Annotated in this window: 25 protein-coding genes; 4 read left to right on the top strand and 21 right to left on the bottom strand. The window is 48.8% G+C overall.

Annotated features, from left to right (window positions below; genetic code table 11):
• Nucleotides 1-2: 2 nt before the first annotated feature.
• The 3 genes from TW77_RS01670 to TW77_RS24080 are packed head-to-tail and all read right to left on the bottom strand — an operon-like array spanning nt 3 to nt 1,816.
• Nucleotides 3-284: an STAS domain-containing protein gene (locus TW77_RS01670; RefSeq protein WP_046003220.1), complete on the bottom strand. Its 282-nt coding sequence runs from the start codon at nt 282-284 to the stop codon at nt 3-5.
• Nucleotides 285-289: 5 nt separating this feature from the next.
• Entirely contained in the window at nt 290-658 is a 369-nt protein-coding gene (locus TW77_RS01665) for a response regulator (RefSeq protein WP_046003219.1), read from the bottom strand.
• A 21-nt stretch (nt 659-679) separates the two neighbouring features.
• On the bottom strand, nt 680-1,816 hold the full coding sequence (locus TW77_RS24080) for a methyl-accepting chemotaxis protein (RefSeq protein ID WP_052712998.1): 1,137 nt from the start codon (nt 1,814-1,816) through the stop codon (nt 680-682).
• A gap of 180 nt (nt 1,817-1,996) precedes the next feature.
• Between TW77_RS24080 and TW77_RS01655 the strand changes: the two genes are divergently transcribed.
• On the top strand, nt 1,997-2,431 hold the full coding sequence (locus TW77_RS01655; protein ID WP_046003218.1) for a DUF4826 family protein: 435 nt from the start codon (nt 1,997-1,999) through the stop codon (nt 2,429-2,431).
• On the opposite strand, the gene TW77_RS01650 is transcribed toward TW77_RS01655, so the two are convergent.
• From TW77_RS01650 to cspD, 8 genes are all read right to left on the bottom strand, one after another.
• Complete coding sequence (locus TW77_RS01650; RefSeq protein ID WP_046003217.1) at nt 2,415-2,873, bottom strand: GNAT family N-acetyltransferase; 459 nt, start codon at nt 2,871-2,873, stop codon at nt 2,415-2,417. The two genes, TW77_RS01655 and TW77_RS01650, sit on opposite strands and share 17 nt — an antisense overlap.
• Nucleotides 2,874-2,995: 122 nt before the next feature.
• A complete protein-coding gene (locus TW77_RS01645; RefSeq protein WP_046003216.1) occupies nt 2,996-4,150 on the bottom strand; it encodes a cupin domain-containing protein in 1,155 nt (384 codons plus the stop codon).
• Nucleotides 4,151-4,230: 80 nt separating this feature from the next.
• Complete coding sequence (purB, locus tag TW77_RS01640; RefSeq protein WP_046003215.1) at nt 4,231-5,601, bottom strand: adenylosuccinate lyase; 1,371 nt, start codon at nt 5,599-5,601, stop codon at nt 4,231-4,233.
• Nucleotides 5,602-5,636: 35 nt separating this feature from the next.
• A complete protein-coding gene (hflD, locus tag TW77_RS01635; protein ID WP_046003214.1) occupies nt 5,637-6,239 on the bottom strand; it encodes a high frequency lysogenization protein HflD in 603 nt (200 codons plus the stop codon).
• Nucleotides 6,239-7,339: a tRNA 2-thiouridine(34) synthase MnmA gene (gene mnmA / locus TW77_RS01630; protein ID WP_046003213.1), complete on the bottom strand. Its 1,101-nt coding sequence runs from the start codon at nt 7,337-7,339 to the stop codon at nt 6,239-6,241. Before mnmA ends, hflD begins: the two co-directional genes overlap by 1 nt.
• A 107-nt stretch (nt 7,340-7,446) precedes the next feature.
• The gene (locus TW77_RS01625) at nt 7,447-8,106 is read right to left on the bottom strand and encodes an rRNA large subunit pseudouridine synthase E (protein ID WP_046003212.1); all 660 of its coding nucleotides are present in this window, start codon (nt 8,104-8,106) and stop codon (nt 7,447-7,449) included.
• 102 nt (nt 8,107-8,208) lie between these two features.
• Complete coding sequence (locus tag TW77_RS01620; RefSeq protein WP_046003211.1) at nt 8,209-10,431, bottom strand: NADP-dependent isocitrate dehydrogenase; 2,223 nt, start codon at nt 10,429-10,431, stop codon at nt 8,209-8,211.
• 409 nt (nt 10,432-10,840) lie between these two features.
• A complete protein-coding gene (gene cspD / locus TW77_RS01615; RefSeq protein ID WP_046003210.1) occupies nt 10,841-11,059 on the bottom strand; it encodes a cold shock domain-containing protein CspD in 219 nt (72 codons plus the stop codon).
• A gap of 203 nt (nt 11,060-11,262) precedes the next feature.
• Between cspD and clpS the strand changes: the two genes are divergently transcribed.
• Nucleotides 11,263-11,580 (top strand): ATP-dependent Clp protease adapter ClpS, encoded by a 318-nt coding sequence (clpS, locus tag TW77_RS01610; protein ID WP_046003209.1) that lies wholly within the window; start codon nt 11,263-11,265, stop codon nt 11,578-11,580.
• Between the two features lie 28 nt (nt 11,581-11,608).
• The gene (clpA, locus tag TW77_RS01605) at nt 11,609-13,876 is read left to right on the top strand and encodes an ATP-dependent Clp protease ATP-binding subunit ClpA (RefSeq protein ID WP_046003208.1); all 2,268 of its coding nucleotides are present in this window, start codon (nt 11,609-11,611) and stop codon (nt 13,874-13,876) included.
• A 104-nt stretch (nt 13,877-13,980) separates the two neighbouring features.
• Here clpA and infA read toward each other — a convergent pair whose 3' ends face one another.
• From infA to trxB, 4 genes are all read right to left on the bottom strand, one after another.
• Nucleotides 13,981-14,199: a translation initiation factor IF-1 gene (infA, locus tag TW77_RS01600; protein WP_002962494.1), complete on the bottom strand. Its 219-nt coding sequence runs from the start codon at nt 14,197-14,199 to the stop codon at nt 13,981-13,983.
• Nucleotides 14,200-14,291: 92 nt separating this feature from the next.
• Nucleotides 14,292-14,996, bottom strand: coding sequence for an arginyltransferase (locus tag TW77_RS01595; protein WP_046003207.1), 705 nt, complete (start codon nt 14,994-14,996; stop codon nt 14,292-14,294).
• A complete protein-coding gene (aat, locus tag TW77_RS01590) occupies nt 14,989-15,705 on the bottom strand; it encodes a leucyl/phenylalanyl-tRNA--protein transferase (protein WP_046003206.1) in 717 nt (238 codons plus the stop codon). The genes TW77_RS01595 and aat overlap by 8 nt, the downstream gene beginning before the upstream one ends.
• Nucleotides 15,706-15,828: 123 nt before the next feature.
• Entirely contained in the window at nt 15,829-16,782 is a 954-nt protein-coding gene (trxB, locus tag TW77_RS01585; RefSeq protein WP_046003205.1) for a thioredoxin-disulfide reductase, read from the bottom strand.
• Between the two features lie 258 nt (nt 16,783-17,040).
• Here trxB and pssA point away from each other — a divergent pair, with 258 nt between their 5' ends.
• Nucleotides 17,041-18,366 (top strand): CDP-diacylglycerol--serine O-phosphatidyltransferase, encoded by a 1,326-nt coding sequence (gene pssA / locus TW77_RS01580; RefSeq protein ID WP_046003204.1) that lies wholly within the window; start codon nt 17,041-17,043, stop codon nt 18,364-18,366.
• 51 nt (nt 18,367-18,417) lie between these two features.
• Here the strand turns inward: pssA and asnB are convergent, their stop codons facing one another.
• The 6 genes from asnB to pxpB all read right to left on the bottom strand — a co-directional run bounded on the left by asnB (nt 18,418) and on the right by pxpB (nt 24,250).
• Nucleotides 18,418-20,091, bottom strand: coding sequence for an asparagine synthase B (gene asnB, locus TW77_RS01575; RefSeq protein ID WP_046003203.1), 1,674 nt, complete (start codon nt 20,089-20,091; stop codon nt 18,418-18,420).
• Nucleotides 20,092-20,259: 168 nt separating this feature from the next.
• Nucleotides 20,260-20,922: a pyroglutamyl-peptidase I gene (gene pcp, locus TW77_RS01570; RefSeq protein ID WP_046003202.1), complete on the bottom strand. Its 663-nt coding sequence runs from the start codon at nt 20,920-20,922 to the stop codon at nt 20,260-20,262.
• Complete coding sequence (locus TW77_RS01565; protein ID WP_046003201.1) at nt 20,915-21,934, bottom strand: DUF979 domain-containing protein; 1,020 nt, start codon at nt 21,932-21,934, stop codon at nt 20,915-20,917. The genes pcp and TW77_RS01565 overlap by 8 nt, the downstream gene beginning before the upstream one ends.
• Nucleotides 21,931-22,668, bottom strand: a complete 738-nt coding sequence (locus TW77_RS01560) for a DUF969 domain-containing protein (protein ID WP_046003200.1) — start codon at nt 22,666-22,668, stop codon at nt 21,931-21,933. The genes TW77_RS01565 and TW77_RS01560 overlap by 4 nt, the downstream gene beginning before the upstream one ends.
• On the bottom strand, nt 22,665-23,600 hold the full coding sequence (locus tag TW77_RS01555; protein WP_046003199.1) for a biotin-dependent carboxyltransferase family protein: 936 nt from the start codon (nt 23,598-23,600) through the stop codon (nt 22,665-22,667). Before TW77_RS01555 ends, TW77_RS01560 begins: the two co-directional genes overlap by 4 nt.
• A complete protein-coding gene (gene pxpB / locus TW77_RS01550; RefSeq protein WP_046003198.1) occupies nt 23,594-24,250 on the bottom strand; it encodes a 5-oxoprolinase subunit PxpB in 657 nt (218 codons plus the stop codon). Before pxpB ends, TW77_RS01555 begins: the two co-directional genes overlap by 7 nt.
• Nucleotides 24,251-24,279: the final 29 nt, after the last annotated feature.

Genomic DNA, 24,279 nt, shown 5'->3' with positions numbered 1-24,279 from the left:
AATCAAGGCTCGCTTGTAGTGGGATCAGTAAGGGCCACATTTAATAAAGACAGTCTGGCAGTGAGCAGATCGGATAAAGCAAGGGTGCCTATCTGAACACCTGTGTTACGGCAGTAATTTACCAGCCAGATAGCCAGCTGGATCCCGGCACTGTCGAGCTCTTCGACCAGGCTTAGATCCAGTGCGACTTCCGTTTTTCCAGCCAAAAAAGCGATAAGCTCTGTATGTACATCCTGTACTTCGTAGATGGTCAGCTCCGCTGGAAACTTAAAACACTCGGACATGATAGTCACATCATCAGTAGTTTAGATACTGCCTGAAGCATTTGCGCAGGCTTGAAGGGTTTTACCATCCAGGCCTTCGCACCGGCCTTTTTACCTTCTTCCATCATACTTTGCTGGTTTTCTGTGGTCAGCATAATCACAGGGGTGAACTTATACTGCGGGAGTTGTTTTACATTTTTGACGAATTCAATGCCATTCATATTGGGCATGTTGACGTCGCTGATGATGAGGTGCACCTTATTGCCGTTAAGCTTGCTTAGTGCATCTTTGCCGTCACACGCTTCAATCACCTGATAGCCTGCGCCTGTCAGTGCAATATTGACAACTTGTCTTAATGAATCGGAATCATCCACCACTAATATGGTTTTGCTCATAACTTATCCTCATGCTGTATGTCAGAAGAAAGTGAGATCGTCGACTGTGTCGTCCTTATCATTCCTGGCACTGCTACTTTTTGTCGCCAAAATATGCCGTTGCTCTCGTGTTGCAGCGGTACGCGATAACGCCTCGCTGATCCGCTCGTGATTGAACCGGGCGTTGGCGCTGCTGCGACGCTGCGCAATAAATTCATCCAGCTCTTGGGTCATAATGTCCAGGGCAATCGTAACGCTAGCCTGGATCTGATCGACACGATCCTGAAACTGTAAGTCGACCAGTATTTCCGAGATTTTCTGCCGATTGTCCTCATTTGAGGTTTGCAGCACCTGTGCTTGCTGCTCTACGTTTTGTGACAGGCTGAGCCAGGTGTCGATTACTTCATTAATCTGTCGCTGATACTTGTCGGTCAGGGCCTGGCGCTCTTCAAGCTCACTTTCCATCATACTCATTGAGCTCTGCATTGCCTGGGCAATGGTTTCGACCATTTTGTTGATCTTGACGCCGGTTTCACCACTCGAATTGGCCAGTGCCCTTACCTCATCGGCCACCACGGCAAACCCCCGGCCATTATCACCGGCACGCGCAGCTTCAATAGAAGCATTGAGCGCGAGTAAATTGGTTTGCTCTGCAATTTTCGCGACGTCGATAGCCATTGCCTGTAGCTCTTTACTTTGCTCCACCATAGTTTTAAAGGTGTCTGTTCTTCGTTGCTGGCTGACATTAGACTGCTCGAGATACGTGAGGATCTGAGTAAGTTGTTCACGGCTGTGTTGCGCTGTTTGCTGCAGGCTGCTGGCGCTGCTATCGTCCAGACTGCTGAGGGTTGCGGTAATATTGCTGACAAGCTGCGAAAATTCAGCAGACATATTATCTGCGGCTTGCTTAGTTTGCTGCCGGGCGCTATCAATCTGATCCCTAAGCTGAGGGGTAATGGTGTGGCCAAGTTGCTCAAGGCAGGTCAGGTCGCTGTGCTGGCCGTCAGCATTATCCTGCAAGACCTCTGTGTCTTCGGGCAGTGCTGTTTGAGCCCCGCGATGGGCGATAAATGACCCGATGCAAGATAAGCCGGTTACGACCATTGCGAATACCCAGCCTGCCGCATACCAGGTTACAGCAAAAACCGAGAGCTGAATGACAATGGATAGTGGAAGCATATCGGCGCCATAGTGGCCACAGAAATCGTCTTTTAATCCTAGTCGAGTCTGTTTATTGTGCAAATGTAAATAGTTTATCAGCCCAATCACGCTCTACACGCAGATTTGTATCGGGATCCGTCTTGCATCTGGCTGACATAATCCCTACAGTAAGGGAAAAATAACAATGAAGTACCCAGAATGACGAATCAAGATACTCAAATTAATGAAGAAGAATTGCAACAACAAATTGCGCAATGGCAACACACTGCTCTGCAGACAGCTCAAAAATACCTGGCAGAAAAGGGAATACTCGGTTTAAATATCCAGGCCACAGAATCCCGCACTTTGCCTCCTGTCTGTGGCGTGTGGAAAATAAAAGATAATAAAGGCAAGGGCTACTGGGTGATATCTGGGAAAATGCCCACCGATTCCATGCCGGTTAGTGGCGCTGCTACTGCGCGCGATGCGCTCAAGCATTTTTCTTACCAATGGCAAATGAAAGCGGATAAAATCTTAAATGCAGAGCGTGTCGACCCGATGCAGGTCGACTATGCCAATATTCTGATCCACCATGCTCAAGGTTTGTATGAGCTTGCCGACAATGAGCAGCTATGGGCTAATGAAGCATCGTAAAGGGCTCAGAGTTTATTTCTTTTACCGGGCATTTCATTCTTTGTCTTGGAATGCCTGCCTCCATAAACACGCTGCCCTGTTTCGAAAAGCCAGACTTTAAAAAAGTGGGTACTTCGTCCAAAATACATTGCACAAAGACGTTCTCATACCCTTTTTGCTCTGCCAAAATACTGAGAAAGCCGATCAAAGACTGATACGCTTCGCGGTTTCTGTGTGAGCGGATGATAGCAATTCTGCTGATCAAACCATCACAACATAACCTGCCAGTTCCAATCGGACATTGATTTTCGTCCCGCACCAGCACATGCTCTGCGGTCTTATCGTGTTGATCAAACTCTACTTCTTTTGGAAGGTGAAGCTCGTAAACGAAGACTCGTTCACGGATTTGGCGCAGTTGTCCCTGAGTTTTTTGCCAACTCACTCTATCGACGTGGTAATTCATGATTGCCTCGCATCAAACATCATAATCACGCCTGACCAAGGGACCAGCCTGTGCTCTTTATTATTAAGGCACCGACCTTGCCGATGCCTATTATTGTGTGACTAACCCTTAGATTCAGGTAATTACACCCAGTCCTCAATGTAAAAGGACCCATCGTTTATAAGCGTAGTTAAAGTTTGTTTAAATTCCAAACAGTCAATGCAGTCTAATAATGCAGACATGGGGGTATTGTTTTGATCTGTCAGCTTTTTAACCGCTGGTAAGACCTCTAAAGGCAAAGCAAAATTTTGCCCGTTCACGCTCAGGAGTACGGCTTGTGTCGTTACCTGGTACAAAGCTCTGACACCACCAGAGCGTACTAAAATATCTTCAGGTGTAATATCTTCCAGCAAGGATTCCACTGACAGTGGTGGGTCTAATGGCGCTAAGTCCATCTCGTGCTTTGGTTCACTCAGGGTGCGCCCGAGCCACTCGTCGAATATCTCACTGTTGTGTAATACGGACTCTAGCATGGTACGGATCTTCCCTTTATCCTGGCTGCTGATTTCACCCAAGGAATCACGTATTGTAAGGTCCGGGTCGTTGTAACGTTGCGTACCCAGCTCTGAGTCAATCAAATGATCGGCGAGGCTGGAGAGCAGGTCTTTCTGATCCGGCGCTCTGAACCCGACGGAATAGTTCAGGGCATTTTCAACTGCATACCCTTCGTGGGGGCAACCGGGTGGAATATATAAGATGTCTCCGGGTTCCAGTTCGGCATCTATGATGGCTTCAAACTGTTCTACCTGCAATAAACTCTTGTTTTGAGCAAATTGCTTCAGGCTTGCATCGGGCATGCCGACACGCCAGCGTCGTTTGCCCTGGCCCTGAATAATAAACACATCGTACTGGTCGAGGTGCGGACCAACACCGCCTCCGGGCGTTGAAAAGCTGACCATTAAGTCATCAATTCGCCAGTTTGGAATAAACCGAAAGGGCTCAAGTAAAGTCGCCGCCCGTGGATGCCAATGGTCAACCGCTTGTACCAGTAACGTACTATGTTGCTCTGTAAGCAAAGAGAAATCTTCAAACGGTCCGTGATGTGCGTCCCAGTGATTGTCATGATTAGTGACAATACGCGACTCTATGTTTTCTTCCATTGCCAGACCGGCCAGCTCTTCTGGAGACAGCGGATCGCTAAAGTCCTGAAAGCCTTGTTTGATAAGTAGCGGTTTTTTTTGCCAATACTGAGTAAGGAAAGCTGCCTCGGTGAGGGCATTGAGAGATAGCTGATACATAAAGGGCTCCAATAAAAAAGCGAAAGTTCGGCACTGCGCCGCAACTTTCGCTTCTCAGACTTAGGTGAGATTAACTCAGTTTAGTTTAGCTCATCGATGAAGGCTTCGGCGCGGCCAATATAGTTGGCTGGCGTCATTAGCTTCATGTCAGCTTTTACTTGCTCTGGCAGGTCTAAACCATCGATAAACTCAGCCATGATTTCCTGGTTAACGCGCTTGCCACGTGTCAGCTCTTTGAGCTTCTCATATGGTTTTTCGATACCATATTTACGCATTACTGTCTGGATTGGCTCTGCAAGTAACTCCCAGTTGTCATCCAGCTCAGCCAGCAGGCGATCGGCATTGACTTCCAGTTTGCTGATCCCTTTAAGCGTTGCCTGGTAGGCGATCAGGGTATAACCCATACCAACACCCAGGTTACGCAGTACTGTTGAGTCAGTCAGGTCACGCTGCCAGCGAGATACTGGTAGCTTCTGTGCAAGGTGAGTGAAGATAGCATTCGCAATGCCCAGGTTGCCTTCTGAGTTTTCGAAGTCAATTGGGTTAACTTTATGCGGCATGGTTGATGAGCCGATTTCACCTGCAATGGTTTTTTGCTTGAAGTGGCTCAGTGCAATGTAGCCCCAAACGTCACGGTCAAAGTCGAGCAAAATGGTATTGAAACGTGCCACTGCATCGAACAGCTCAGCGATATAATCGTGCGGCTCAATTTGTGTAGTAAACGCATTCCAGGTCAGGCCCAGGCTAGTGACAAACTGCTCTGCGTGCGCGTGCCAGTCATAGTCTGGGTATGCGCTCAGGTGAGCATTGTAGTTACCAACGGCGCCATTGATTTTGCCCAGGATCTGAACGTTGGCGATTTGCTCGCGCTGACGTTGCAGGCGTACATAGACGTTGGCGAATTCCTTACCCATAGTAGAAGGAGAAGCAGGCTGACCGTGGGTACGGGTCATCATAGCGACCGATTTATATTCAATTGCTTTTTCTTTAATGGCTGCAAGTAACTTATCGCAGTAGGGCAGCAGCACCTGGTCGCGTGCTTCACTGAGCATCAGACCATGCGATAGGTTGTTAATGTCTTCTGAGGTACAGGCAAAGTGAATGAACTCGTTAACAGCCTGAAGCTCAGCGTTGTCGGCCACTTTCTCTTTTAACAGATACTCAACGGCTTTAACGTCATGGTTGGTGGTGCGCTCAATCTCTTTGACTCGCTGTGCATCGGCTTCGCTGAAGTTATCAACAATGCTGTCGAGCAGGGCATTTGCCTGCTCACTGAAAGCCGGAACTTCGTTGATTGCAGCGGCCTGGGCCAGGGCTTGTAGCCAACGCACTTCAACGGTTACGCGGTACTTGATCAGGCCGAACTCACTGAAAATACTTCTCAGCTCACTGGTTTTGCTACCATAGCGGCCATCCACTGGAGAGATAGCGGTTAACGCCGAAAGCTCCATAACTTCTCCTAACTAATTGGTTTTTTGAACGATATTTAAATATAACTTTGTGCAGCAGCAATAATTTTCTTCTTCGCAAAGAAGAACTGACGACGCTTACCACCGAGCTGACGCCACAGCACTGCACTGCGGATCCCGGCCAACAGCAGGGCCCGGATCTGATGTTGTACATTGGATTGTTTGAGCAACTCGGGTTTACCAAAAATTTGAATTTTCGGCCCAACCGGACTCACGACCTGGCTGTAAATATCCGCCAGAGCCCCAATGATTTGCTCATCAACAATGTCGAAATGTTGTAACTGTCTGTCGAGCTGTTCGATACGTTTGCCAAGTTCCGACATAGCCTTGTCGTTGGCGGACAGGGCACGCTCTAGCTGCATCAGGCTGCCAACGTATTTAACCATTTCGACGTCTTTTTCGCCTTGTGCGCTCAGCTGATCAACCAGCGCGCGACAGCCTTGCTTCACTGCACTGGGATCTTCATAGACATCTTGTGGGTTTTTTGGCGATGTAATGGTAATACTTTTTAGCAAGCTGTCCGCTTCATGACGATTAAAAGTGCCATAGCGGGCACATTTTTGCACAAGCTTGGCTATCTGACACATGGCTGCCAGGGGGATCACGACTTCACGTTGCATTACTTGATCACCGACTCAATAATACCGCCACCCAGGCAGACGTCATCTAAATAAAACACGGCAGACTGACCTGGTGTTACCGCTTTTTGCGGCTCATCGAACAGTACCCGAGCCATACCATCCTGACCTACCAGCAGGGTACATGGAATATCTTCCTGGCGGTAACGGGTTTTAACCGTACAACGTGTGGTGCCTTGCGGGCCGACTCGATCAACCCAGTGTAACTGGTTGGCGTTGAGTCCATTGCTGAACAGGCGAGGGTGGTTTTTGCCTTGTCCAACAACCAGCACATTGCGCTCCACGTCTTTGTCGACGACATACCAGGGCTCACCTGAACCTTCTTTCATGCCTCCGATCAGCAGGCCTTTGCGCTGGCCCAAAGTGTGATACATCAGGCCTTCATGTTCACCGACATGATTGCCTTCGCTGTCTTCAATTTTGCCAGGCTGTGCTGGCAAGAATTTTTGCAGGAAGTCTTTGAACTTGCGTTCACCAATAAAGCAAATGCCGGTACTGTCTTTCTTGTCATGGGTGATCAGATCTTGTTCTTCTGCAATACGGCGTACTTCTGGTTTTTCAATATTGCCAACCGGGAACAAGGTTTGCGCTACGTGCTCGTGGCTGAGCGTGTACAGGAAGTAGCTCTGGTCTTTGTTGTTGTCCAGTCCGCGCAACATGGCAAACTTGCCATCGCGCTCTTCACGACGTACATAGTGACCCGTTGCAATATAATCGGCGCCCAGTGCCTCGGCTGCAAACTCAAGAAATGCCTTAAATTTGATTTCTTTGTTGCACATGATATCCGGGTTTGGCGTACGGCCGGCTTTGTATTCGGCAAGAAAGTACTCGAATACATTGTCCCAGTATTCTGCGGCAAAGTTGACGGTATGTAGCTCAATACCCAGTTTGTCGCACACAGCCTGAGCATCTTTTAAATCTTCAGCAGCGGCACAGTATTCGTCATTGTCGTCTTCTTCCCAGTTCTTCATGAACAGGCCTTCAACCTGATAACCTTGCTGTTTAAGCAGGTAGGCTGAAACGGAGGAATCTACGCCGCCGGACATACCGACGATGACTTTAATTTGACTGTTATCGCTCATAAACTCGCTGTGTATTTTAATTACAAAAAAGTGAGCTGCATTATAGCATGTAAATCAAGGTGCCCGGAAGTCGCGGGCCGATTAATCACGAGTTTTTCGTGGCCGGATCACGAGGCTTTCACCACCTTATAGTGGCCATTTTCAATTCCATCCAGTGTGTAGGGTCCGATCCGGTAGCGAATAAGCCGCAATGTCGGATGGCCAACATGAGCGGTCATCCGTCTAACCTGACGATTGCGACCTTCTGAGATGGTGATCTCGAGCCAGCTGGTTGGAATATTTTTCCGCTCTCGGATCGGCGGGTTACGTGGCCACACGGTTGGTGCACAGATCAGGCTGACCTTAGCGGGGCGGGTAGGGCCGTCTTTGAGTGTGACGCCGTCACGCAGTGCCTGCAGTGCCGTTTCATCCGGCTCGCCCTCGACCTGAACCCAGTAGGTTTTATCGGTTTTTTTGCCCGGTTCAGTGAGTTTGTGCTGCAAGCGGCCGCAGTTAGTCAATAACAACAGGCCCTCGCTATCACGGTCAAGCCGCCCTGCGGCATAGACTTCTTTGATGTCAATAAAATCGGCGAGAGTTTGACGGTTTTGGTCGTCGGTAAACTGACATAAAACATCAAACGGCTTGTTGAACAGTACGACCTTGACCTGATCTGGCGAAAGCTTTGGTTTGATAGTTCGTTTAGAGCCGGGGCGCTTATTGGTAGGGCGCTTAGCATGACTTGGTTTTGCTGTATGTGTTCGGGTTTTCGGGCGCGGAGCGGGCATAATGATGAAGTTAGCTAATAGTGCAATGGCGGGAGTGTAGCAAAAATTAGCGCTAAATAAAAAAGGTGGCCGTTGGGCCACCTTTTTTGAACACGTAACGAATTAAGCCATGCTGGCTAGTACGTCGTTAAATGTTTTGCTCGGGCGCATGGCTTCAGCTGCCTGCGCTTCGTTTGGCTGGAAGTAGCCGCCGATATTCATGGCCTGACCCTGCACATCGTTCAGCTCGCTGACGATGGCCGCTTCGTTGTCTGTCAGACCTTTCGCAACGTCGGTGAACTTGGCTTGTAGCTCTGCATCTTGCGTTTGCTCAGCCAGTGCTTGTGCCCAGTACATAGCCAGATAGAAGTGGCTCCCACGGTTGTCTAGTTCTTTCACTTTACGTGAAGGAGACTTGTTCTCGTCCAGGAATTTACCGGTTGCTGCATCCAGAGTATCAGCCAGTACTTGCGCCTTGCTGTTACCAGTTGCCTGGCTCAGGTGTTCAAGAGACGCAGCCAGTGCCAGGAACTCACCCAGTGAATCCCAGCGCAGGTGGTTTTCTTTTTCGAACTGCTGAACGTGCTTAGGTGCTGAGCCGCCCGCACCTGTTTCGAACAGGCCGCCGCCATTCATCAGTGGTACGATAGACAGCATTTTCGCACTAGTACCCAGCTCAAGGATTGGGAACAAGTCTGTCAGGTAGTCACGTAAAACGTTACCCGTTACAGAGATAGTGTCTTTGCCGTCTTTCATACGTGCCAGTGAGAACTGAGTGGCTTCAACTGGCGCCAGGATGTGAATTTCCAGGCCGTCAGTGTCATGCTCTGGCAGGTAGGCATTTACTTTCTTGATTAGTTCTGCATCGTGTGCACGGTTTTCGTTCAACCAGAATACCGCAGGAGTATTAGAAGCGCGTGAACGGTTAACCGCCAGCTTAACCCAGTCTTTGATAGGCGCATCTTTTACCTGACACATACGCCAGATATCGCCTTGCTCAACGTCGTGTTGCAGCAATACGTTACCAGCCTGGTCAACCACGCGGATTTGACCTGCTGCAGGTGCTTCGAATGTTTTGTCGTGTGAACCGTATTCTTCGGCCTTTTGTGCCATTAGACCAACGTTAGGGATAGTGCCCATAGTACGTGGGTCAAATGCACCGTGCTCTTTACAGAACTCGATTGTTGCCTGGTAAACGCCAGAGTAGCAACGGTCCGGGATCACAAAGCTGGTGTCTTGTTGTTTACCTTCAGCATTCCACATTTGACCGCTGGTACGGATAGCGGCTGGCATTGATGCATCGATGATCACATCACTTGGTACATGCAGGTTAGTGATGCCACGATCAGAATCAACCATAGCGATGCTTGGACGTACATCGTAAACCGCAGCAAGATCGGCTTCGATTTCTGCACGTTTTGCGTCGTCCAAGTTGGCCAGCTTGTTATAAACGTCGCCGATACCATTGTTAACATCTACACCCAGCTTTTCGAAAGTTTCGCTGTGCTTGGCAAATACTTCTTTATAGAAGACTTTTACAGCGTGGCCGAAGATGATTGGATCAGAGACCTTCATCATAGTGGCTTTCATGTGCAGTGAGAACAATACGCCTTTTTCTTTGGCAGCTTCTACTTCAGCTTCCAGGAAGCTGCGTAGTGCTTTAACGCTCATGCGTGACGCATCAATGATTTCACCAGCAAGCAAAGGTGTGCTTTGCTTAAGGACAGACACTGTGCCGTCAGCAGCAACGTGCTCGATGCGAACATCGGTCGCTTCGGCGATGGTGGTTGACTGCTCAGAGCCAAAGAAATCACCTTCGCTCATGCTGGCAACATAAGATTGTGAGTCTTTCGACCAGGCACCCATTGAATGTGGGTTTTTGCGCGCATACGCTTTAACAGAGGCAGGGGCACGACGGTCAGAGTTACCTTCACGCAGTACCGGGTTTACCGCACTACCTTTGATCTTGTCGTAAGTTGCTTTGATCTGCGCTTCTTTGTCGTCTTTTGGCTCTTCCGGGTAGTCAGGCAGGGCATAGCCTTTTTCCTGAAGCTCTTTGATGGTGGCCTTTAACTGAGGGATAGACGCACTGATATTAGGGAGTTTGATGATATTGGCTTCTGGCGTTTTCGCCAGCTCGCCCAGCTCTGCCAGGGCGTCACCAATTCGTTGCTCTTCGCTCAGAAATTCTGGGAAGTTAGCAATGACACGGCCCGCCAGTGAAATATCACGGGTTTCAACTTCAACACCAGCCGCTTTGGTGTAAGCCTGGATAACTGGCAATAAAGAATAAGTTGCCAGAGCCGGCGCTTCATCTGTTTTAGTGTAAATAATTTTTGATGTCATCATCATTCCTAGATAGTTTAGGGCTAAATAGCCGTTCAACAAAGCAAAAGCTTGCTATTCAAGGACGTATCCGCATACACGATCTTTATTCAACCATCAGTTTGTTGACCACAATAAGAGGTCATCAAACTGATGGTTGAGTTCGGCATATAGCAAGTTTGTTAGGTATTGTTACTCACAGGCACAATAAAAATATCTAACACACCTGACGTACCTTTTGGCATACCAGATCAGTTGGCTCGTTTGACACCGGCGGGGATTGTATCAACCAAATGACTAAGTCGCTAATGCAATTTAATAAAGATATAAAATTTTATGAACTAAGATGGAAGAAATGAGACTAATTGATGAAAGGGATTAAGCGAGCAACAAATGTAACCCGCTTTGAGTGTGCCAAAATATTGCAATCCTACACAACTTCGTCCGCAAGCGGTGCGATGTTGGTAGCGTGCAGGCCTTTGGGACCTTCTTGCAGATCGAATGTTACATCCTGACCAGCTTTAAGCGTTTTGTATCCATCCATTACAATCGTGGAGTAATGGGCAAAGATATCTTCCTCGCTGCCGTCTTCTACGATGAAACCAAACCCTTTGGCATTGTTGAACCATTTGACTTTTCCGCAAGCCATACTTCTACATCCTTCTATAAGTTGACTAAATTAAGTTAATCTAACCTTTGAAATTTGCTAAGCTGCCCATATGATTAATATGTCCAGCTAGGTAAAGACTGTAGTTTATTTGGCCAGACAGTCAAGTTTTTAAAGCGATTTTTTAACAATTTATTTATTTTTCAATTCAAGTTGCTTGAGTTGATAAGACAAGACTATATTTTATGAGTGGGACAAACGAATCTGGTGTGGTTGACGCGGTCCGCGAGGAACAGAAACAAAAGTTGCAACCGCCGCGCAAGTACAAAGTGATTTTAAACAATGACGATTACACACCTATGGATTTTGTCATTGAAGTTTTAATGACATTTTTCAATATGGATAGCGAAAGAGCAACTGATGTGATGTTGAAAGTACATCACGAGGGAAAAGCGGTATGTGGACTGTACCCTGCCGACATCGCCCATACAAAGGCTGAGCAGGTAAATCGATATGCTCGGGATCACGAGCACCCGCTGCTCTGTAGTTGTGAGCAGGAATGACCTTATATATTCTCGTTGGGGGTTGCCAATGCTAAATAAAGACTTAGAAATTACTCTGAATACCGCATTTCGTGAGGCAAGAAATCGTCGTCACGAATTTATGACGGTAGAACATTTACTGCTCGCATTGATTGATAACCCGTCCGCCAGTGAAGCATTGAATGCTTGTGGCGTTGACACAGAAGGGCTAAAACGGGAACTGTCGGAGTTCATTGATGAGACGACTCCGGTAATTCCAGACTTGGAAGAAGACCGCGAAACGCAGCCTACATTGGGTTTTCAGCGTGTTTTACAACGTGCGGTTTTCCATGTGCAATCATCTGGTCGCAACGAAGTGACCGGTGTAAACGTGCTGGTGGCGATTTTCTCTGAGCAAGAAAGTCAGGCTGTTTATCTGCTGAAAAAAGCAGATGTGAGCCGCCTGGATATTGTCAACTATATCAGCCATGGCATTTCTAAATCTGACGATGAAGCTGAGCCAGAAGACAATGAAGAAGCGCATGAAGAAAGTCATGAAACAGCGTCAGAAGAAAAAACCAAACTGGAGAACTTTACAGCCAATTTGAATGTGCTGGCCAAAGCCGGACAAATTGATCCGCTGGTCGGGCGCGATCAGGAAGTGGAAAGGACCATTCAGGTCTTATGCCGCAGAAAGAAAAACAATCCATTATTGGTCGGCGAGGCCGGGGTTGGTAAAACGGCTATCGCTGAGGGGCTGGCTTATCGTATTGTCAATGAGCTGGTGCCTGATGTGATTGCTGATGCGGTGGTGTATTCACTTGATATGGGCGCTTTACTGGCCGGTACTAAGTATCGAGGTGACTTTGAAAAACGTTTCAAAGCCTTGCTCAAAGAATTACAAGCAAAGCCCAATGCGATTTTATTCATCGATGAGATCCACACCATCATAGGTGCGGGGGCGGCATCGGGTGGCGTGATGGACGCCTCAAACCTGATCAAACCATTATTGTCGAGTGGCCAACTGCGTTGTCTGGGTTCAACCACTTACTCCGAATTCAAAAATATTTTTGAAAAAGACCGTGCTCTGGTACGGCGTTTCCAGAAAATTGATATTGTAGAGCCGAGTGTTGCCGATACTGCCAAGATCCTTAGCGGCCTGAAAGAGCGTTACGAAGAACATCACGGCATTCGTTATACACAGAAAGCCTTGAAGGCAGCTGCTGAGCTGAGTGCAAAATACATTAATGAACGGCACTTGCCTGATAAAGCCATTGATGTGATCGACGAAGCCGGTGCCAACCAGCGTCTGTTGCCTGCCTCGCGGCGCAAGAAAACCATTGGTGTTGCAGACATAGAACAAATTGTCTCTAAGATTGCGCGTATTCCGCAACAGAATGTGTCTTCCAGCGATAAAGAAGTGCTTAAGAACCTGGATCGTAACCTGAAGATGCTGGTGTTCGGTCAGGATGAGTCAATCGACGCGCTGACTTCGGCGATCCGTTTGTCACGCTCAGGCCTAGGCAGTGAGGACAAGCCTATAGGCTCATTCCTGTTTGCCGGACCTACTGGTGTGGGTAAAACTGAGGTGACCAAGCAGCTGGCGAAGTGTATGGGCATAGAGTTCGTGCGTTTTGATATGTCTGAGTACTCAGAGCGCCACGCAGTGAGTCGATTAATTGGTGCGCCTCCGGGCTATGTTGGTTTTGAGCAGGGCGGTTTGCTGACAGATTCAGTGATCAAACACCCACACTCTGTGGTACTGCTGGACGAAATCGAAAAAGCCCACCCAGACATTTACAACATTCTGTTGCAGGTGATGGATCATGGCACGCTGACCGATAACAATGGTCGTAAAGCCGATTTCCGTAATGTGATTGTGGTAATGACAACCAATGCGGGTGTGCAGGAAACAGTGCGTCAGTCTATTGGCTTCCAGGAGCAGGACCATTCGCACGATGCCATGGTTGAGATCAACAAGGTATTTACTCCTGAATTCAGGAACCGTCTGGATAACATTATTTGGTTCAACCACCTTGAAAAAGACGTTATTTTGCAGGTTGTTGATAAATTTATTGTTGAGCTTCAGGCGCAACTGGATAAGAAGTCAGTTTGCCTTGACTTGACCAATGAAGCCAGAGACTGGTTAGCAGACATTGGCTACGATAAGTCGATGGGTGCGCGTCCTATGGCGAGGGTCATACAGGATAACCTTAAAAAGCCACTGGCCAACGAGATCTTGTTTGGTGAGCTGATAGACGGGGGAACGGTTACTATCTCGGTTAAAGATAAGAAGCTGGCATTTAAGTTTGAGTCCAATGTGGCTGAGCCTGCTTAATGTAACGCCCGAACAACAAAAAGCCCGGCACTAGCCGGGCTTTTTGTTTTAATCGTCTCTTGTCCACGGTTACCTGATGGGTAAGCGTATCTGAGCTGGGCGAATTAACGCGCGCGGAAGACGATACGTCCTTTGCTCAGATCATAAGGTGTCATTTCAACAGTCACCTTGTCACCGGTCAAAATACGGATGTAGTTTTTGCGCATTTTGCCAGAGATATGTGCCACAACTACGTGACCATTTTCCAATTCAACACGGAACATAGTATTTGGTAAAGTGTCAAGGACCGTGCCTTGCATTTCAATAACGTCTTCTTTCGCCATGGGGAGCGTATCACCTCTTTGATAAGTTTAACGGTGCAGATTTTGCCGAAAAGCGCGCGATAAGTAAAGGCAGGAGCGCTTATTTTTGTAATCTAAATGTTGACCCAGACATCACTTTTGAACTGTTGTGCAGGCAAATATTGCTGCTTGTAGCGCATTTTGGGGCAGGCATCTATCTGATAGCCAAGATAGAGATAGGCTTTGGCATGCTGGCGTGCAAACTCCAATTGCGCCATGATCATCACAGTACCCAGGCTTAAATCAGCGTAGTCGGGGTCAAAAAAAGTATAGATGGCGGACAAAGCGGTTGGCATGGTGTCGGTCACCGCAACCGCTATCAATTGCTCTTTGTGCCACAGTTCAATAAAGGTGATGGGCAGCCAGCGACAAAATAAGAAGCTTTCGTACTGCAACCGGTTAGGCGGGTACATAGAGCCGTCACTATGGCGCATGGTGATGTACTTTTCGTATAACTGGTAATAATCTGCCTGCTCCTGAGTGCTGTACTTGAAGCGAAATTCTGAGTTTATTTTATTCCACTTGCGTTTTTGTGAGCGTGAGGGCACGTAATCGTCGGCCAGCACCCGCACCGACTGACAGGCATGGCACGCAGGGCAGTGAGGGCGGTATATTTGGTCACCGCTGCGGCGAAAGCCAAACGAGAGCAAGGTCTCAAAGCGTGACGGTGTATAGCAGTTGCTATCCAGAATAACCAATAGCTGTTCTTTCTTGTCAGCCAGGTAGCTGCAATCAAACTGCTGGCTCAGGCCAATTTTTGAAGGGAAATGTTCAGTCATATATCGCCCTCAGTGGTTGCGGATGCCACATCGTTTCAGGCACTTGATAATGGCTTGCTGCTTTAAGTTTAGCTAAAAATTCTTTTCTTGAAATGACTTTTGCACCTAAAGACAGCAAATAAGGGTTTTCCAGCTGACAATCTATAAAATGGGCATTATGCCTTTTGAGCCAGTTAACCAATGCCCACATCGCCAGCTTAGAGGCGTCGGGTATACGATAGAACATTGATTCACCGCAAAAAACGCCATTTAACATTACACCATACAAGCCACCAATCAAGGTCTCTTCATGCCACACTTCGACACTGTGAACGAATCCCTCTTCATGTCCTTTAAGATAAGCGCCGAGCATGGCACTGTTTATCCAGGTACCTTCTTTATCCAGCCGCTGTTCTCTGCATGCCTTAATGACTTGCTCAAATGCTGTGTTAACGGTAATTTTTGGTGTCAGTTTGCGCGCTGTTTTCTTTAATGAGCGGCTGACATGAAATTCATTTAGCTCCAAAATTCCTCGCTCGCTGGGCGTCCACCACATGATCGGCTCGCGCTCATTAAACCAGGGAAAAATGCCTTGTTGATAAGCGCGGCGCAGTCTTGCGGTACTCAGACATCCGCCAATAGCGAGTAGGCCATCGGGGTCTTTCAGTGCAAAATGGCAGGGGGGGAAAATAAAGTCGGTTGAAGACAGGTGAAACAATTGCTGAGTCATATTCGCGGTTCTGAATTACAAACTAAAAACCTCAGGGATGACGTTAGTTTAACCTATTTTTGGTGTGACGTGGGGATTTTGTGATTGAAGACGTGCAAGCAAGCGCACGTCTTCAAACCTTTGTTACTTAAGGTTATCTAAGTAACGCTCAGCATCCAGGGCAGCCATACAGCCCGTGCCTGCTGAGGTAATTGCCTGACGATAAATATGGTCAGACACATCACCTGCGGCGAAGACGCCTTCAACGCTGGTTTGTGTGGCATTGCCGTTCAAGCCTGATTGTACAACCAGGTAGCCGTCTTTCATTTCCAGCTGGCCGGCAAACATGTCGGTATTTGGTTTATGGCCAATGGCAATAAAGACACCAGCAAGGTCAAGCTGCTCGGTCGCATCTGAGTCTGTGTCTTTGATGCGAATGCCAGTTACGCCCATGTCGTCGCCCAGTACTTCATCCAGGGTTTTGTTCAGGTGCAGAACCACGTTGCCATTGTTTGCTTTTTCCATCAGACGGTCAGACAGGATCTTTTCGCTGCGGAACGTATCTCGTCTGTGGATCACGTGGACTTCTTCAGCAATGTTTGACAGGTAAAGGGCTTCTTCAACCGCCGTGTTACCACCGCCAACAACCGCCACTTTTTGTCCGCGATAGAAGAATCCGTCACAGGTTGCACAAGCTGAAACGCCACGACCCTGGAAGTTGGTTTCAGATTCCAGGCCCAGGTACTTAGCAGAAGCGCCTGTCGCAATGATCAACGCATCACAGGTATAAGTCCCCTGATCACCCGTTAGCGTGAAAGGACGCTTAGTGACATCAACTTTATTGATGTGATCAAAAATGATCTCGGTTTCGAAGCGCTCAGCGTGCTCTTTCATTCGGTCCATCAGCGCAGGACCCGTCAGGCCGTGGGCATCGCCAGGCCAGTTTTCTACTTCAGTTGTTGTGGTCAGCTGACCACCTTGCTGCATGCCCGTGATAAGTACTGGGTTCAGGTTTGCACGCGCGGCGTAAACAGCAGCTGTATAGCCAGCAGGGCCGGAGCCCAGGATCAATAGTTTGCAGTGTTTTGCATCACTCATTTAAATAATTCCTACAAGTAAACTTCTATCTTCTCTAGTTAGTGCTGCCGATTCTATGAAATTCAAGCCAGAAGTAAAATAAATTACAAAAATCGATTTTTTATAAATTCATAAGCTGTCAAATATACTGTACTTGCTGACAATTTGTGCCACAAACGCGTAAATGAACGGTATTTCATGACCTGAGAGTTTTTTTTTGCTATGTTCTAGGGAATTTTTCTCTGTCTATTTGACGTTAGTCTGTTTTTAAAGGTAGTTATGGCATTTTGGCAGGATAAACCTGGGTTTGCACTGGAAGCACAAAGTTGCGCAATACTGACTGATGCGAAGCAATATCGCACGCAACTGTTATCGCTCATTCGGGGTGCGCAACATCGCATCTACTTAACCGCATTGTATTTGCAAGACGATGAGGCAGGTCGTGAAATTCTGGCTGCGCTACATGATGTGGCATCGCAGCGGCCGCATTTGCAAATTCACGTACTGGTTGATTTTCATCGCGCCCAGCGAGGGTTAATAGGCGAGGCCAAGTCTGAAGGCAATGCGAAACTGTATTGCGATATGCAAGCTGAGTTTGGCTCTAACGTAAAAGTATATGGCGTGCCGGTTAAGGCAAAAGAGCTGTTTGGGGTGCTGCACCTTAAAGGATTCGTGATCGATGATACCGTATTGTACAGCGGTGCCAGTATCAATAATGTGTATTTGCAGCATGGCGATAAATACCGCCTTGACCGCTATTTTGTGATCCAGAATCCAGCACTGGCGGCCAGCTTTTGTCATTTCCTGGATACTTACTTGTTGTCCAGCGAGGCCGTGCCACGGTTGGATCAGCGTCCACTTAAGCCCTTTTCTGAGCTAAAAGTGGCGCAAAGGCAGCTGATGAAACAGCTTAAAAAAGCAAATTACGACATGAGCGCTGCGAGGGCAACGAATGGCTTAAATGTGCGTGCGTTTTTGGGCTTTGGCCGTCGTACCAACAAACTGAATCGTTTGATTAAGGCGCTGTTTGATACCACAGAGCGTGAGCTGTTGTTATACACGCCTTACTTTAACTTTCCGGCGCCTTTGTTACGCTCATTACGCCGATTGCTCAAAGAGGGTAAAACAGTCACCATTGTCATTGGTGATAAAACGGCGAATGATTTTTACATCGCGCCAGATCAGCCCTTTAGCCGCATTGGTGCTTTACCTTATTTGTACGAAACCATTTTGTACAAGTTCTTGAAATCGCAAAAGCGCTACATCAACTCTGGGCACCTTAATGTGTATCTGTGGCGTGATGGCAATAATTCATTTCATCTCAAGGGCATTAACCGCGATAATCAGGCACATCTGATGACCGGGCATAATCTAAATCCGCGTGCCTGGGGCCTGGATATCGAAAATGGCATTTTGATAGAAGATCCCGAGCAGAAACTGGAGCAGGCGATTAATGCCGAGCGCGAAGCGATTCTGGCCAACTGCACTAAGTTGACCGGTGCGCAGGATCTCGAAACTGTCGAAGACTACCCGCCACCAGTCAAGAAAATCCTGGGCCAGGCAAAGCGGGTAAAAGTGGATTTTATCATCAAAAAATTCATTTAAATCATCTAAATAAAAAGGGCCTTCAGGCCCTTTTTACTTTTCTATTGAAGGTCAGTTTTGGTTGTCATAGGCATGGCTGTGCACATTGGCTGCGCGTCCGGATGGATCGGCATTTTGCTCGAACGATGCATCCCAGGCCAGCGCCTCGGGTGTGGAGCAGGCAACCGATTTACCATGAGGCACGCATTTGGCCGCCGCATCACCGGGAAAGTGAGACTCAAAGATACAGCGGTAGTAGTAGGCCTCTTTGCTGTCGGGTGTGTTGATAGGGAAGCGATACTCGGCGCTGGCGAGCTCCTGGTCGCTGACCTTTTCGTCGACATACTCTTTTAGAGAGTCAATCCAGGAATATCCCACCCCATCGGAGAATTGCTCCTTTTGACGCCACAAGACGTCGTCAGGCAAATAACCATCAAATGCTTCACGGATGATATGCTTTTCAATGCGGCCTTCTTTACACATCTTGTATTCGGGGTTGGTTCGCATGGCAATATCGACAAATTCTTTATCCAGAAAGGGGACCCTGGCTTCGACGCCCCAGGCCGCCATCGACTTGTTGGCACGCAGGCAGTCGAACATATGCAGCTTAGACACTTTACGATTGAGCTCTTCATGGAATTCCTGGCTGTTGGGGGCCTTGTGAAAATACAAATAACCCCCAAACAACTCATCGGCACCTTCCCCTGAAAGCACCATTTTTATTCCCATGGCTTTGATGTAACGCGCCATCAGGTACATTGGGGTAGACGCCCGGATTGTGGTGACGTCATAGGTTTCAAGGTGGTAAATGACTTCCTTGAGGGCATCGATCCCTTGTTGCACCGTAAAGTGAATTGGGTGATGCACGGTACCAATCTGATCGGCAACTTTCTGCGCCGCAGCCAGATCGGGAGAGCCCTCCAGACCGATAGAAAAGGAGTGTAATTTGGGCCACCAGGCTTCTGTGGCGTCGTCATCTTCAATACGCCGCGCTGCAAACTGTTGGGTGATGGCGGAAATAACGGATGAATCCAGGCCTCCGGAGAGTAGTACACCGTATGGCACATCGCACATCAGCTGGCGTTTGACGGCGGCTTCTAAAGCCGCTTTAACCGTGTCCGCAGAGGCGTCGTTGTCCTTCACCGCGTCGAATTGCTGCCAGTCACGCTGGTAATAGGGGCGCAGGGTGCCTTCTTTTGAATACAGATAGTGCCCAGGTGGAAACTCCTCAATCTGATTGCAGATGGGAGTGAGTGCTTTCATTTCGCTGGCAACATAGAAATTACCATGCTGATCGCGGCCGGTGTAAAGCGGGATAATGCCGATATGATCGCGACCGATGAGATAGGCATCCTCTTGTTCATCATACAGACAAAAGGCAAAAATCCCGTTCAGGTCGTCTAAAAATTCCGGGCCTTTTTGCTTGTACAAAGCCAGTAATACTTCACAATCTGACTGCGTCTGGAAGGTAAAGGGAACACTTAGCTGCTGAGCCAGTTCTTTGTGGTTATAGATTTCTCCGTTGACTGCGAGAATATGCGTCCGCTCAGGGTTGTACAAAGGTTGTGCACCACTGGATACGCCAACAATGGCGAGCCGCTCATGCACCAGGATGGCGTTATCACTGGCGTAAACACCGGACCAGTCGGGTCCGCGGTGGCGTAATCGCTTAGACATTTCTATTGCCTGCTCGCGCAGGATGGCCGGATCGGATTTAATCTCCAGCACACCAAAAATTGAACACATAATGACCTCATTCCTGTTAACTATTATTGTCGAGCATGCGCAGTGGCGCTGGCTCGTGCTGTTAGTACTATCAGAAATGAACGGGCAAGTCACATAAAAAACCGTGATTTTACTGAGTAAATATTGCCCTGTTTTGGTGCATAAATGAACCAAAACAGGGCAAGCAGATCAGTGCGTGGTACCTGCAGCAATCTGCAGATCAGTATCATGGGTCAGGGCAGAAGAAATCATCACTTTGAGCGCGTCAATCACCTGCGGGGCACTCATGCTTGGTGCACCGCTGTGGTGCATGGCTTGCTCGGGTAAGTAGGGGATATGAATAAAACCGCCCCGGCAATTGAGCTGATGCTCGCTGATATAATGAAGTAATCCGTACATCACATGGTTACAGACATAAGTGCCTGCAGTGTTCGAAATGCTGGCCGGGATTTGTGCCTGGCGAAGGTCGTTTAGCATGTGTTTTACGGGCAGGGCGGCAAAATAGGCCGCAGGCCCACCGGAAAGTACTGGCGTGTCTATCGGCTGGGCACCGGCATTATCCGGGATACGGGCATCGTTAATATTGATAGCCACACGCTCGATAGAAATATCTGCGCGGCCACCGGCCTGACCGACACACAAAACCAGTGCGGGCGCATATTTGTCGATGGCCCGGTTAAGTTGTGTCAGGGCGTGATCAAACTCACACGGGAGCTCTTTGGTCCTGATTGTGTGCCCGGCAATATGACATCCGTCGAGCTGATGTACTGCCTGCCATGAGGGATTAATCGATTCGCCGCCGAAGGGCTCAAAGCCCGTCAACAATACGGTTTTATGGGTGCCTTTAGTCATTGAAGATGATTCCATACATAAGCAAAATATTAATGAACAACAGCGATAGCGCTGTCGGGATCTGTACTTTGATCACCTGATACTTGTCTTTCAGGTTTAACAGCGCGGCGGGCACAATATTGAAATTGGCGGCCATCGGGGTCATTAGCGTCCCGCAGTAACCTGAATACATGCCGATGGCAACCAAAGGCGCGGGGCTTGCGCCGTGACCCTGAATGAGAAAGGGCACTGCAATACCAGCCGTCATCACAGGGAAGGCGGCAAAAGCATTGCCCATCACCATAGTAAATAAGGCCATACCGACACAATAGATAACAACCAGCATAAAGCGATTGTCGGGCGAGACAAACAAGGTCACCAGATCCTGAATCGCAGTGCCGGTATTCGCGACAATGAAAACGCCCCCCAGCATCGCGAGCATTTGTGGCAGGATAGCTGCCCAGCCAATAGAATCGACCAGTCGACGTGATTCGCCTAGCGCCTGAAGTGGGCTGCCGCCGGTGAATTTCCAGCTGACTAACAAGGCGATGGTACAGGCCAGCGTCAGTGCAGCCAGGGTTACATGGCTTTGATCGAATACATACAGGCTGCCAAGCTGGATATCCTTCAGCAAGATAGTACACACCACAGTGACGACTGGAATTAGCACAGCGGGAATAAACAGCTTGTTACCAATGCGTCGGGCACTGGCAGTTTGCACCTCATCACTGGGTACGTCGTAGCTGCCCATAGAGACCTTGCCCATGCCAGCCAGTAACGCAATGGCGATAACACAGACTCCCACCCAGCGATAGGTCAGGCTCTCTCCTAAATAAGTAACAGACAAATCGCCAAGCAGAAACACACTGCCAAACAAGCCCCAAAACAACGCGGTGGTCAGGCGCTTGGGATGATCTTTGTCCTGTAACGTTTTAATGACCAGAAATAACACCACAAAGCCTATCAACAAGTAGATATTACCAATTGAGAGCAGGGCTGGTTGCGCAGTGGCGGTCGTTGTCATTGCGCTCATGCCAGCTCCTCCCTGGCAGTTGGGCCGTCTGAGTCTTGTTGTTCGGTGTGTTGGGCTATCTGTTGTTGTATTTTAGCTTCCAGTCTGGCAAGTCTAAACAGGTGCACAATTAACGCGGCAATAGCCGTAGGGATAGCCCACAGACCAATATGAAGTGGTTCAATCCCGGCGATGCCGTTTTCTCTTAAAAAGGCATCCATCAGCAGCACTGCACCAAAGGCAATGAAGATATCTTCACCAAAGAAAACGGCAATGTTGTCACATGCCGCGGCATGTGCACTGATCATATCCCGGATTGGTTTTGGCAGGTCGCCATGCAGGTTGCTTGCCGCACCAAGCGCCATCGGGGCCAGTAAAGGACGTACCGTTTGCGCCTGGCCAGCCAGGTTAATCAGCCCCAATGCGGCGCTGCATTCACGCACCACAAAATAGACGCTCAGGATCCTGGCCGTGGTGGCCCCTTTGATACTGGCTATCCAGCTTTTGGCATGCTGTTGTAAACCATATCGCTCCAAAATGGCGATGACGGGCAGGAGTAATAAAAAGCTGGCCAGCTGACGCGAGTTGAGAAACTTCTCGCCAAAGGTTTCCAGCAAAGTCAGGTAGTCCAGGTCGACGGCCCAGCCGGTTACGATACCTGCACAGGTCACGACCAGCAGGGGATTAAACCGCAAGGCAAACCCGAGGATCACCACCAGAATGCCACTGAGGGGCAAAAAATTCAGTTCGTTCACGAAATACTCCTGTCGTGATGTGTCAGCGCAATGCGCAATTGGTTCAGAAGGTAATTTTGTTGTTGTGTATCCTGGTGTGCCTGAGCAGGGGTGGTGAGTGTAAAGCTGATCTGGTCACCGGCACTCAGTTGCGCAAAATGGCGCAGATCAGCTTGAATGACCTGAGCTATCATCGGGTAACCGCCCGTGGTCTGACAATCATTCAGCAAAACAATCGGCGCACCATTGGGTGGCAGCTGAATGGTGCCAGGTAAGACGGCCTGAGAGTTGATTGAGAGCTGATGGGTGATTAGGTCTGGGCCGGTTAATCGCATTCCCATTCGGTTGCTGTCAGGTAATACTTGCCAGGACTTTGCAGACAATAATTGCGCTGCTGAGCTATCCAGTTGCGTGCAATGAGGGCCGCTCAGGATACGCACCTGTTTGTAGTATCCCGGTTGCAGTGCACCCACACTGTGTCGCTCAGGGCAGCTGGAATAGTGCAGTTGATCTCCCGCAGCCAGTGGTGAGCCATTGATACCGCCAAACCCCGCCTGGAGATCGGTCGCGCAGGAACCCATCACGCTTTGCAGGTCAAAGCCGCCTTCAACACTGACATAGGCACGCAGTGCATCGGGGCTGGATGCAAAGCTAAGTAGCTGTCCGGGTTTAGCATAATAGCGCCAGCCCGGTGTCAGTGGCGTATCGTCAAGGCACGCTTTGAGGTCGCCTCCGGTTAACGCGAAATTAGTAGCGCTGGTAAATTGTAGCTGAGTCAGTCCAACGGTGATTTCAAGTACTGCAGTATTAAGGGGATTGCCTAACAGGGTATTGGCTATCCTAACGGCGAGGGGATCTAATGCGCCACTTTGAGATACGCCCAGATGACGATGGCCGTGCCGACCCAGATCCTGGATACACAGCTGCACGCCGGGCTTAATAACTTCTAACACAGGCCCTCCTTTTGCGGTACAAATTTTACATTATCGCCTGGCTGAAACAGACAAGGTGGTTGGTTATGGGGGTTGAATAACTGTGTTGGGCTGTGGCCCAGCAATCGCCAGCCACCGGGGGAGGTACTGGGATAAATCGCACTTAAATCTTCAGCGATAGCAACCGATCCTGCCGGCACATGAGCTCTCGGCGAGTCAAGCCGCGCAACCCTGAGCCGCTCAGGTACGCAGCCCAGATAGGCAAAGCCTGGCAAAAAGCCCAGAAACTTAACCTGATAGAGCGGTGCGCTGTGCAGTTCTATAATGTCGCTTTGTGACAGGCCCAGTTGCACAGCCAAAGGAGCCAGATCCGGACCTGCGGCTTGCCCATAAACGACAGGTATTTGGTGTGTGGTGGGGTGAAAGTCTTCAGCACTGAGCTCTTCCCAGAGTAACAGAAGCTGGTCCTGCCAGCTTGCGCATTGTGTCGGGTCTTGTAAAACCAGAGTCAGGGAGGTTTTTCCGACCACAATATCCGTATATTGGGCCTGTTTTTGCAAGTGGCGGTGCAAAGCAAACAGGCGATTCTGTTGCGTGTTATCGAGTCGCGCGCAGTTTAAGTCGAGCACTACCGCCTGCTCGCCAAGCAGATAAGTCTGTTCTTGAGTCATGGTATGTTATTTTTCATTTTGTTATCGGC

The organism is Pseudoalteromonas rubra, from assembly GCF_000967655.1.
Lineage (GTDB): Bacteria > Pseudomonadota > Gammaproteobacteria > Enterobacterales > Alteromonadaceae > Pseudoalteromonas > Pseudoalteromonas rubra_A.
The sequence above is the reverse complement of the archived record's forward strand: the minus strand, read 5'-3'. Positions and strand labels throughout refer to the sequence as shown.